General features: G+C 71.6%; 13 protein-coding genes. All 13 read right to left on the reverse strand.

Going from position 1 to position 10,781, the window contains the following annotated elements; genetic code table 11:
* Positions 1 to 665, reverse strand: a 665-nt coding sequence (locus ACXJKG_RS14805; RefSeq protein WP_456846513.1) for a F0F1 ATP synthase subunit gamma, incomplete at its 3' end; no start/stop codon positions are given.
* Positions 666 to 667: 2 nt separating this feature from the next.
* Positions 668 to 2,296: a F0F1 ATP synthase subunit alpha gene (gene atpA / locus ACXJKG_RS14810; protein ID WP_456846514.1), complete on the reverse strand. Its 1,629-nt coding sequence runs from the start codon at positions 2,294 to 2,296 to the stop codon at positions 668 to 670.
* An 81-nt stretch (positions 2,297 to 2,377) separates the two neighbouring features.
* Complete coding sequence (locus tag ACXJKG_RS14815; RefSeq protein ID WP_456846515.1) at positions 2,378 to 3,190, reverse strand: F0F1 ATP synthase subunit delta; 813 nt, start codon at positions 3,188 to 3,190, stop codon at positions 2,378 to 2,380.
* Positions 3,190 to 3,774: a F0F1 ATP synthase subunit B gene (locus tag ACXJKG_RS14820; protein ID WP_456846522.1), complete on the reverse strand. Its 585-nt coding sequence runs from the start codon at positions 3,772 to 3,774 to the stop codon at positions 3,190 to 3,192. The genes ACXJKG_RS14815 and ACXJKG_RS14820 overlap by 1 nt, the downstream gene beginning before the upstream one ends.
* Positions 3,774 to 3,983 (reverse strand): ATP synthase F0 subunit C, encoded by a 210-nt coding sequence (gene atpE / locus ACXJKG_RS14825; RefSeq protein WP_370504580.1) that lies wholly within the window; start codon positions 3,981 to 3,983, stop codon positions 3,774 to 3,776. Before atpE ends, ACXJKG_RS14820 begins: the two co-directional genes overlap by 1 nt.
* An 83-nt stretch (positions 3,984 to 4,066) precedes the next feature.
* Positions 4,067 to 4,789, reverse strand: a complete 723-nt coding sequence (gene atpB / locus ACXJKG_RS14830) for a F0F1 ATP synthase subunit A (RefSeq protein ID WP_456846523.1) — start codon at positions 4,787 to 4,789, stop codon at positions 4,067 to 4,069.
* A 186-nt stretch (positions 4,790 to 4,975) separates the two neighbouring features.
* Complete coding sequence (locus tag ACXJKG_RS14835; RefSeq protein WP_456846516.1) at positions 4,976 to 5,455, reverse strand: hypothetical protein; 480 nt, start codon at positions 5,453 to 5,455, stop codon at positions 4,976 to 4,978.
* Entirely contained in the window at positions 5,452 to 6,576 is a 1,125-nt protein-coding gene (locus ACXJKG_RS14840) for a glycosyltransferase family 4 protein (protein WP_456846517.1), read from the reverse strand. Before ACXJKG_RS14840 ends, ACXJKG_RS14835 begins: the two co-directional genes overlap by 4 nt.
* The gene (locus ACXJKG_RS14845) at positions 6,573 to 7,223 is read right to left on the reverse strand and encodes an L-threonylcarbamoyladenylate synthase (protein ID WP_456846518.1); all 651 of its coding nucleotides are present in this window, start codon (positions 7,221 to 7,223) and stop codon (positions 6,573 to 6,575) included. Before ACXJKG_RS14845 ends, ACXJKG_RS14840 begins: the two co-directional genes overlap by 4 nt.
* Positions 7,220 to 8,107: a peptide chain release factor N(5)-glutamine methyltransferase gene (gene prmC / locus ACXJKG_RS14850; RefSeq protein WP_456846519.1), complete on the reverse strand. Its 888-nt coding sequence runs from the start codon at positions 8,105 to 8,107 to the stop codon at positions 7,220 to 7,222. Before prmC ends, ACXJKG_RS14845 begins: the two co-directional genes overlap by 4 nt.
* Entirely contained in the window at positions 8,107 to 9,192 is a 1,086-nt protein-coding gene (gene prfA / locus ACXJKG_RS14855) for a peptide chain release factor 1 (RefSeq protein WP_456846520.1), read from the reverse strand. The genes prmC and prfA overlap by 1 nt, the downstream gene beginning before the upstream one ends.
* Before the next feature lie 117 nt (positions 9,193 to 9,309).
* A complete protein-coding gene (gene rpmE / locus ACXJKG_RS14860) occupies positions 9,310 to 9,525 on the reverse strand; it encodes a 50S ribosomal protein L31 (RefSeq protein WP_056096298.1) in 216 nt (71 codons plus the stop codon).
* A 262-nt stretch (positions 9,526 to 9,787) separates the two neighbouring features.
* Positions 9,788 to 10,642, reverse strand: coding sequence for a PPK2 family polyphosphate kinase (locus ACXJKG_RS14865; protein WP_456846521.1), 855 nt, complete (start codon positions 10,640 to 10,642; stop codon positions 9,788 to 9,790).
* Positions 10,643 to 10,781 lie beyond the last annotated feature (139 nt).

Below are 10,781 nucleotides of genomic sequence, written 5' to 3' on the forward strand. Positions count from 1 at the left end.
GCCTCCGGCGACGGCTCGAACTCGTACAGCGGCGGGATCTCGTTCTCGTCGCGGGGCTCGACGCCCTCGACGATCTCGAGCGGCAGCAGCCGGATCACGCGCGGGGTCTGCGACACCATGTTCTTGAAGTGGGTGAACACGACGTGCAGCTCCGAGACGCCACCCTGGTCGACCGGCGCCTCGAACGCCGCGAGCAGCGTCTCGGCGATCTCCGTGGCGGTCTCGACGGACGGCGCGTCCGAGCTGCCCGACCACTGCTCCGCGAGCTCACGCCCGCGGAACGCGTAGTACGAGATGGCGCGGCGACCGACGGCGTAGACGACCGGCTCCTTGCCCGCCTCGGTGAGGCGACCGATGAGGCGCTCGGCCTCGCGGATCGCGCTCGCCGAGTAGGCGCCGGCCATGCCGCGGTCCGACGTGACGACGAGGACCGCGACCCGGTTGGTGTCCGTGCGCTCGGTGACGAGCGGGTGGGTCACGTTGGAGTGCGTGGCCACGGCCGACACCGCACGGGTCAGCGCACGGGAGTACGGCGTCGCCGCCGTCACCCGGTCGCGCGCCTTGCCGATGCGCGAGGCAGCGATGAGCTCCATCGCACGGAAGATCTTCTTCAGCGACTGTGTCGACCGGATCCGCTGCCGGTAGACGCGCTGCTGACCTGCCACGGTCAGCCCTTCTTCTGCCGGACGATCTGCTCCTGCTCGACCTCGACCTCGGCGCCGTCGTCGGCGGAGCCGACCAGCGTCGAGCCGTCACCGACGAGGAACCCGTTGCGGAACTCGTCGATCGCGTCGCCGAGTGCCTTCTCCGTGTCGTCCTCGAGCTTGCCGGACGACGCGATGGTCGACAGGACCTCGGTGTTGCGGCGCAGGTGGTCGAGCAGCTCGGTCTCGAACCGGCGGACGTCGGCCAGCGGGACGTCGTCCAGCTTGCCCTTCGTGCCGGCCCAGATCGACGCGACCTGGTCCTCGACCGGGTACGGCGTGTACTGAGCCTGCTTGAGCAGCTCCATCAGGCGGGCACCACGCGTCAGCTGCGCGCGGGACGCCGCGTCCAGGTCGGACGCGAACATCGCGAACGCCTCGAGCGAGCGGAACTGCGCGAGGTCCAGCTTCAGCGTGCCGGAGACCTTCTTCATCGCCTTGACCTGCGCGGCACCACCGACGCGGGACACCGAGATGCCGACGTCGACGGCCGGGCGCTGGTCGGCGTTGAACAGGTCCGACTGCAGGAAGATCTGGCCGTCCGTGATCGAGATGACGTTGGTCGGGATGTACGCCGACACGTCGTTGGCCTTGGTCTCGATGACCGGCAGACCCGTCATCGAGCCGCCGCCCAGGTCGTCCGAGAGCTTGGCGCAACGCTCGAGCAGACGGGAGTGCAGGTAGAAGACGTCGCCGGGGTACGCCTCGCGGCCCGGCGGGCGGCGGAGCAGCAGCGACACGGCGCGGTACGCCTCGGCCTGCTTGGACAGGTCGTCGAAGACGATGAGGACGTGCTTGCCCTGGTACATCCAGTGCTGGCCGATGGCCGAGCCGGTGTAGGGCGCGAGGTACTTGAAGCCGGCCGGGTCGGACGCGGGGGCCGCGACGATCGTCGTGTACTCGAGCGCGCCTGCCTCCTCCAGGGCGCCGCGGACGGCGGCGATGGTGGAGCCCTTCTGGCCGATGGCGACGTAGATGCAGCGGACCTGCTTCTTCGGGTCGCCCGACTCCCAGTTGGCCTTCTGGTTGATGATCGTGTCGATCGCGATGGCCGTCTTGCCGGTCTGGCGGTCGCCGATGATGAGCTGGCGCTGGCCGCGACCGATCGGGATCATCGCGTCGATGGCCTTGAGGCCGGTCTGCAGCGGCTCGTCGACCGACTTGCGGTGCATGACGCCGGGGGCCTGCAGCTCGAGGGCGCGGCGGCCCTCGGTCTTCAGCTCGCCCAGGCCGTCRATCGGCTGGCCCAGCGGGTCGACGACGCGGCCGAGGTAGCCGTCACCGATCGGGACGGAGAGGACCTCGCCCGTGCGGCGGACCTCCTGGCCCTCCTCGATGCCGGTGAACTCGCCCAGGACGACGACGCCGATCTCGCGGACGTCGAGGTTGAGCGCGAGGCCGAGCGTGCCGTCCTCGAAGCGGAGCAGCTCGTTCGCCATCGCGCCGGGCAGACCCTCGACCTGCGCGATGCCGTCGGCGGTCAGCGTCACGCGACCGACCTCTTCGGACACGACGCCGGTCGGCTCGTAGGACTTCACGAAGCTGTCCAGCGCGGCCCGGATCTCGTCCGGCCGGATCGTCAGCTCAGCCATTGCTCTTCTCCTGTCGTGACCGCCGGTCGGGCGGTCGTACGTTCGTGCACGTCGTTCAAGGGACCGGCCKGGGGCCGATKCTCAGCTGGCAAGTCGTCGTCGTGCGTCGGCGAGCCTGGCGAGCACGGTCGAGTCGACCACGTCCGCGCCCACCTGGATGCGCAGGCCCCCGAGGATCTGGGGGTCCACCGTCACGTTGAGCTGCAGGTCCTGCCCGTAGGCCTGCTGCAGGATGGCGCCGAGGCGGTCCAGCTGCGCCTGCGTCAGCTCGCTGCCCGAGGTCACGGACGCCACCAGGCGCTCGCGCCGTGCGGCCGCGAGGTCGGCCACGTGGCCGAGGGTCGCGACGAAGCGCCGACCGCGGGGGGCGGCCGTCGCGCGCCGGGCCACCGCGAGGGTGGCGTCGGCAACCTTGCCCTTCAGCAGGTCGTCGACCAGCTTGACGCGGTTGTCCGCGTGCACCCGGTCGTCGAACAGGGCGTACCGCACCTCGCGCTGGCCGACGAGCGACCGCGTGATGCGGAACAGCTCGTCCTCGACCCGCTCGAGCTCGCCCGCGGCCTGAGCCGAGACGAGCAGCGCGTCGAAGCCCAGCTGCTCGACGGCGTCGACCAGGTCCTCGGCCGACGACCAGTGCGCCTGCGCGAGGTCGGTGACCGCCGCGATGACCCGCTTGTCGGACCGGGCGAGCACGCCCGCCACCAGGCCGGCCTTGGCGCCCGACTCGATGGACTGGTCCGACAGGGTGCGCCGCAGCGAGCCCGAGGAGTCCAGTGCGTCGACGACGGCGAACAGCTGCTCGCCGAGACCGCGCGCCTGCGTACCCGCCGCGGCCAGCACCGGCTCGAACCGGACCTGTGCCGCGGACAGGGACGCGAGACTCGTGCCGCGCATCAGTTCTCCTTGCCTGCGCTCGTCGCAGCCGTCGACGCCTCGAGCTCAGCGAGGAACCGGTCGACCACACGCGACTGCCGGACCTCGTCCTCGAGCGACTCGCCGACGATCTTCGACGCGAGGTCGGTGGCGAGAGCGCCCACGTCCGCGCGCAGCGAGACCTCGGCCTGCTGACGCTCGGCCTCGATCTGGCGCTGGGCCGTCTCGAGCGTGCGCGCCGCCTCGGAGGCCGCCTTCGCCTTGAGCTCGGTGACGATGGCACCGCCCTCCGCGCGAGCGGCTTCCTTGATGCGAGCGGCCTCCGTGCGGGCGTCAGCGAGGTGCTGCTCGTACTCCGCACGCAGGGCAGCGGCCTCGGCCTGTGCGGCCTCGGCGTGCTGCAGCCCGCCTTCGATCTTCTCCGCGCGCTCATCGAAGATCGCCTGGAACTTCGGCAGGGCGTACTTGATGAACACGAGGGCGATGATCACGACGATGACCAGGGACCAGACGATGTCGTAGGTCTCCGGCAGGAGGGGGTTGATGTCCTCCGTGCTGGTGGCCGCCACCACGCCGTGCGCGGCAGCGGAGAGCTGCGCGGTGATCACTTCAAGAAGAACGGCGTGGCGATGGCGAGCAGCGCGAGGATCTCGATGAACGCCAGACCGATGAACATGGTGGAGCGGAGCTGGCCCGACATCTCAGGCTGGCGCGCCATGCCCTCGATCGTCTTGCCGAACAGGATGCCGAGGCCGATGCCGGGGCCGATGGCCGCAAGACCGTAGCCGACGAGGGCGAGACCGGTGATTTCCACTGGATCTGGTTCCTTTCATCTGCGCGCCGCTCGGCGCGTCCGTTGCGGGCGACGACCCGGGGATCAGGCCGTCGCGGGTTCGATCAGTGCTCTGCGGTGGTCGCCATCTGCAGGTAGACGGCGGCCAGGATGGAGAAGACGTACGCCTGCAGCGCGGCGACGAAGACCTCGAGCAGGAAGAACCCGAAGCCGGCGACGAAGGTCACGACGCCGAACGCCTTGAGCCCGGCCGAGGCCTCGAAGAGGAGGAAGGACGTGGCCGCGAAGCACAGCGCCAGCAGCAGGTGCCCGGCCAGCATGTTGGCCAGGAGCCGGATGACCAGGGTGGCGGGCCGCAGGATGAAGACCTGCAGGAACTCCACCGGCGTCAGCAGGATGTAGATCGGCCACGGGACACCCGGGGGGAACAGGCTGTGCTTGAGGTACCCGCCGAAGCCGAACTTCTTGACGCCCTCGTACTGGTACACGACGTACACCCAGAGCGCGAAGATGATCGGYAGGCCGATCACCGAGGTTCCCGCGATGTTGAGGAACGGGATCACGCCGGTCATGTTGAAGAACAGGACGGCGAAGAAGATCGTCGTGATCAGGGGGACGAAACGCTTCCCCTCCTTCTCACCGAGGATCTCGTAGGCGATCGAGTTGCGGCAGAAGTCCAGCCCCATCTCGAGCAGGCTCTGGAAGCGCCCGGGGACCAGCTTCGCGCGCTTGGCGCCGATGATGAAGATGAGCAGGAGCGCGATGACCGCGATGAACCGGACCAGGATGATGCGGTTGATCTCGAACGGTGTGCCCTCGAACCAGATGGCCGGCGGGAAGAAGTCGGCGAGAGAAGGGGCGTGGAAGCCCCCGCTGCCGTCTTCTTCCGCGGCGAGCGGCAGGATCGTCGCAAGGCTGAACAGGGCGGTCTCCTGTGGTCGTTGGCGCCGAGTGCCGCGTCAGTGCGGGCACGAGCACGGCGTCGGGCCGTCTTGGATGGGAGGAAGCCTAACCTATGAACCGGCTTGGTCCGGACCCGGCGAGGGGTTGCCCGAAGGCGTCTGGGAGGCGGTCGGACCGGCTGCGGGCTCGAAGTAGCCGACCCGTCCGCGGGACACCGCGCGGGCGTCCAGGACGGCCGATCCGATGACCCCGAGGAGCATGACGATCGCCAGCACCTGCGGGTTGTAGAAGTCGAGCGGCTTGAGGACCACGAGCAGCACGATCACCAGGATGATCTTGACCAGCCAGGCGCCGAGGATGACCGMCATCATGGTCGCGGGAGCCGAGTGCGTGGTGCGCTGGACCGAGATCACGGTGGTCCCCGAGAACAGCAGGGCGACGCCCACGCCGATGAGGGCGCCCCAGACCCCGGGCAGGCCGTCCACGAGGTAGCCGACGAGCACGCCGACGACCGTGAGGACGCCGAGCAGCACGAGCATGTCGCGCAGCGCCTGGCGGAAGACGAGATCGGTCGACGACGGGGTGGTCACGGGGCGGCCTCCAGGGGCGGTGTGGCGGCCCGGCCGCGCAGCGGTCCGAGCGTCAGCAGGGTGGCGGCGAGCACGGCGGCGCCGAAGGCGATCAGCACCGCCGTCGTCGACCAGCGGACCAGGGCGGCGACCCCGAAGGCGAACACCGCGGTCCAGACGTACATGATCGCGACCGCGCGGCGGTGCGAGTGGCCCAGCTGCAGCATCCGGTGGTGCAGGTGCATGCGGTCGGGGTGGAACGGCGACTTGCCGGCGCCGACGCGCCGGATGATCGCGAGCCCCATGTCGAGCAGCGGGAGCAGCAGGACCGCGAACGGCAGCAGCATCGGCAGGAAGGCGGGGAACCGCTGGCGCTCGAGCACCTGCTCCGGGTCGATCTGCCCGGTGACCACGATCGCGGCGGCGCTGAACACGAACCCGAGCAGCATGGCCCCCGAGTCGCCCATGAAGATGCGCGCCGGGTAGACGTTGTGCGGCAGGAAGCCCACGCACGCCCCCACCAGCACCGCGAGCACGAGGGTGGCGAGGTTCGCGTTGGCGTACGCCCCGGGGTTCGCGCCCTCGGTCAGCAGGTAGGCGTAGAGGAAGAACGCGGTCCCGCCGATCGCGAGCACCCCGGCGGCGAGACCGTCGAGCCCGTCGACGAAGTTCACGGCGTTCATCGCGATGACCACGGTGAGCACCGTGAGGAACATGGCCATCCGGGTGGACCCGAGCGTGGGCATGCTGCCGGTGGGCAGCTGGTAGACCAGCACGCCCTGCCACGCGAGGAACAGCCCGGCGAGCACCTGGCCCATGAGCTTGGTCAGCCAGTCGAGGTCCCAGATGTCGTCCGCCACGCCCAGCGCGCAGACGATGGCGGCACCGCCGACGATGCCGACGAGCGGGCGCGGGTTGGCGTAGACGCCCTCGAGGAACGGCAGGCGGCTGGCCATGATGATCGCGACGAGGATCCCCGCGAACATGGCGATCCCCCCGAGCCGGGGCGTCGGGATGGCGTGCACGTCCCGGTCCCGGACCGCGGTGATGGCCCCCCAGCGCAGCGCGCACCAGCGGGCGACCGGGGTCATCAGGTACGCCACGGTGGCGGAGATCATCAGCGCGAGCAGGTAGACCCTCACGTCGCGGGCCCCTCCACGGGGGTGACCTCGTTGAGCTGCTCGAGGCTCACCGCGCCGACGCGGACCAGGCGCAGCCGGTCGCCCGTGGCGTCGACGATGCTCGACGAGACCTGCCCCGGGGCGTCGCCGGCGTCGAGGTAGACGGCGACGGAGTCGCCGAGCTGGTCGTACGCGCCCTGCGCGGTGACGGCCGCGGGCGAGCCGGTCGTGTTGGCGCTGGACACGGCGAGCGGACCAGTGCGGCGCAGGAGCGCCAGGGCCGTCTCGTGGTCGGGCACGCGCAGCGCCACGGTGCCGTGGGTCTCCCCCAGGTCCCAGGCGAGCGACGGCTGCGCCCGGACGATGAGCGTCAGCCCGCCGGGCCAGAACGCCTCGGCGAGTGCTCGAGCACCCGCGGGGACGGCCGTGGCCAGCCCGTCGAGCGTGCGCACGTCCGCGATGAGCACCGGCGGCGGCATCTGCCGGCCCCGGCCCTTGGCATCGAGCAGCGCCTGCACGGCGGGCGGGGTGAAGGCGTCGGCGGCGATCCCGTACACCGTGTCCGTCGGCATGACCACGAGGCCGCCGCGGGACAGGACGTTGACCGCCTCGTCGAGCGCCGGGCCCCAGGTCGTGGGGTCGCTCGCGGGGGTGATCCGGTCGTTCACGGCGCCGAGTCTGTCACGTGCGGGTGCCCGAGCCGGCGGGCGACGAGCATCCGGGGTCGACCGGTCAGGTCGGGGCGGGACTCGATGTCGACGAACGCGCCGGTGGCGAGCGCGTCCGCGCGCGCCGCGGCGTCCTGCACCTCGGCGTGCTCCATCACCAGCAGACCGCCCGGGACGAGCAGGCGCGCGGCCGCCCGCAGGACCGCGCGCGGCACCTCCAGCCCGTCCAGGCCGCCCCCGTAGAGCGCGAGGTCGGGGTCGTGGTCGCGGACCTCGGGGTCGACCGGCTCGGCGTCCGGCGGGATGTAGGGCGGGTTCGCGACGAGGACGTCGACGGTGCCGTCGAGCTCGCTCAGCAGCGTCGGGTCGGCGACGTCCCCGCGCTCGACGCGGACGGTCGCGCCGTTGTGCTCGGCGTTGCGGCGCGTGAGGTCGACTGCCTCGGGCGACAGGTCCACCGCGACGACCCGGGCGGCGGGGACCTCGGTCGCGACCGCGACGGCGATCCCCCCGGCGCCGCAGCACAGGTCCACGACCAGCGGGTTCGCCCGCAGCAGCGCCTCATCGACGGCCACCTGCGCGACGACCTCGGTCTCGGGCCGCGGCACGAACACGCCGGGCTCGACGAGCAGCGTCAGGTACCGGAAGCCGGTGGTGCCGACGAGGTGCTGCAGGGGCTCCCGGTTCCGGCGACGCTCGACCAGCCCGGCGAACTCCTCCGCGAAGCCGTCMGGCACCGGAGGCGCCAGCACGAGCTCGAGCCGCTCCTGCCCGAGCACGTGCGCGGCGAGCGCGGTGGCGTCGTGCCGCGGCGACTGGACGCCGGCCTCCGCGAGGATCCGCGTGGCGCCCTCGACCAGCGCGCGCATGTCGGGTCCGGCCATCACGCGCCCGCCGACGCCAGCCGCGCGGCCTCGTCGGCGTCGATCGCCGACTGCACGACGGGCATGAGGTCACCGCCGAGGACCGCGTCGAGGTTGTACGCCTTGTAGCCGGTCCGGTGGTCGGCGATGCGGTTCTCGGGGAAGTTGTAGGTCCGGATCCGCTCCGAGCGGTCGACCGTGCGCACCTGCGACCGGCGGGCCTCGCTCGCGGCGGCGGCGGCCTCCTCCTGGCGGGCGGCCAGGATCCGGGCGCGCAGCACGCGCATGCCGGCCTCGCGGTTCTGCAGCTGCGACTTCTCGTTCTGCATGGACACGACGATGCCCGTGGGCAGGTGCGTGATGCGGACGGCGGAGTCGGTGGTGTTGACCGACTGCCCGCCGGGGCCCGACGACCGGTACACGTCGATCCGCAGGTCGTTCGCGTCGATGGCGACCTCGGCCTCGTCCTCGGCCTCCGGGAAGACCAGGACGCCGGCGGCCGACGTGTGGATGCGCCCCTGCGACTCGGTGACGGGGACACGCTGGACCCGGTGCACGCCGCCCTCGTACTTCAGGTGCGCCCACACGCCGTCCTCGGGCGCGACGGCCCCGCGGCTCTTGATGGCCAGCTGGGCGTCCTTGTACCCGCCAAGGTCCGACTCGGTGGCGCCGAGCAGCTGCGTCGCCCAACCCATCTTCTCCGCGTACCGGGTGTACATCCGCAGCAGGTCCGCCGCGAACAGCGCCGACTCCTCGCCGCCCTCCCCCGCCTTGACCTCGAGGATCACGTCGCGGGCGTCGTCGGGGTCGCGCGGGATCAGCACCTCGCGCAGCCGGGCCGAGGCCGCGTTCGCGGCGTCCTGCAGGCTGGGCAGCTCGGCGGCGAAGCTCTCGTCGACCTCGGCCAGCTCGGCGGCGGCCTCGACGTCGTCGGACGCGGCCTTCCAGGCGGTGTACGCCTGCGCGACCCGCCCGAGCTCGGCGTACCGGCGACCGAGCTTGCGCGCGTTCGCGGGGTCCGCGTGCACGGCGGGGTCGGCCAGCTGCGCCTCGATCTGCGCGTGCTCGGCGAGCAGCGGCTCGGCGGCGGCGAATGCCTCGCTCATGCGGGTGTCCTCAGGCTGGGGTCCGGCGTGCTCCGACAACGACGCAGCGCCGGTGCCCTCGCGGACACCGCCATGGAGGGCGGTCGTCCGCGCCGGGGCACCGGCGCTGCGGGAGTGCTAGTTGGCGGCCTTCTTGCCGTAGCGCGCCTCGAACCGGGCCACGCGGCCACCGGTGTCGAGAATCTTCTGCTTGCCCGTGTAGAACGGGTGGCAGGCGCTGCAGACGTCGGCGTGGATCTTGCCGGAGGTCACGGTCGAGCGCGTGACGAAGGTGCTGCCACAGGTGCAGGTGACCTCGGTCAGGACGTACTCGGGGTGGATGTCAGCCTTCACGAAACTTCTCCTCGGGTGGGTGTCTCCGGGTCCGGACGCACGAGACGGCGCCGGTGAACCGCAGACCAGCGAACCATTGTGCCAGAACAGCGCGGACGCCCGAAATCATCCCGGGACGGGCGGCGCATGAGGTGCGTCACGCCGACCCGCTCACATGGCTCGGGCCGGGCCCCGGACAGGCGAACCGCACGCGGACAGCCGGATCCGCCGACGTGCGTGCGGTTCGGCTGTCCGTCGGCCGCTCCTTTTGGGTCGGGCGCGGTCAGAAGGGCTGGGCGTCGAGCCGGGCCAGCTGTTCCTCGACGTCGAAGTCCGCCGGCGGCCAGCCGAGGTCCAGCCCCTCGACCGCGTCGCGCAGCAGGCGCCCGACGGCCAGCCGGGCGTACCACTTGTTGTCGGCCGGCACGGCGTACCACGGCGCGACGTCGGTGCTCGTGCGGTCGAGGACCGCCTGGTACGCCTGAAGGTAGCGGGCCCACTTCGCCCGCTCGTCGACGTCACCGGGGTTGAACTTCCAGTACTTGTCGGGCCGTTCCAGGCGCTCCCGCAGACGGGCCTTCTGCTCGGCCTGCGACACCAGCAGCGCGACCTTGACGATCACCGTGCCCGAGTCGACGACCTCGCGCTCGAACGCGTTGATCTCGTCGTACCGCGGCTCCCAGACCTCGGGCGGCACCAGCTCGTTCACGCGGACCACCAGCACGTCCTCGTAGTGGGACCGGTCGAACACGCCGATGCGCCCGGCGACGGGCAGCGCCTCGCGGATCCGCTGCAGGTAGTGCTGCGCGCGTTCCTCGGCCGTCGGCGGCCCGAACGACTTCAGCTGCACGCCCTGCGGGTCCACCAGGCCGAGCACGTGCCGCACGATCCCACCCTTGCCCGCGGTGTCCATGCCCTGCAGCACCAGCAGGACGGCACGACTGCCGCCCGAACGGCCGTCGGCGAACAGCCGCTCCTGCGCCTCGCCCAGGCGCTCGCCGTCCTTGCGCAGCCGCTTCTCGGCCGCCGCCTCGCCGTGCTCCCAGCCCGGGGTGGCCGACAGGTCCGCATCCACGAGGTCGAAACCCGGACCGACCCGCAGGGCCTCTCCGGGCGGTGTGCTCCACGACTTCGCCATCGAATCGCCTCCTGGGGTGCCGGACGGACGACTGCACGCTAGCCGCCCGACTGCACGCCCGCGCGCGCACCGACGGCGGCAGCGAGCGCGGCCGCGTGTCGACGAGCGCGGTCGCCCGTCCGCGAGCGCGGTCGCCGGG

Source organism: Cellulomonas sp. P5_C6 (genome assembly GCF_054049635.1).

Coding starts and splice junctions, on each gene's coding strand:
- ACXJKG_RS14815 (WP_456846515.1), bottom strand. CDS start 3,190: ATGCGCGGCACGAGTCTCGCGTCCCTGTCCGCGGCACAGGTCCGGTTC.
- prfA (WP_456846520.1), bottom strand. CDS start 9,192: ATGAGCGAGGCATTCGCCGCCGCCGAGCCGCTGCTCGCCGAGCACGCG.
- ACXJKG_RS14865 (WP_456846521.1), bottom strand. CDS start 10,642: ATGGCGAAGTCGTGGAGCACACCGCCCGGAGAGGCCCTGCGGGTCGGT.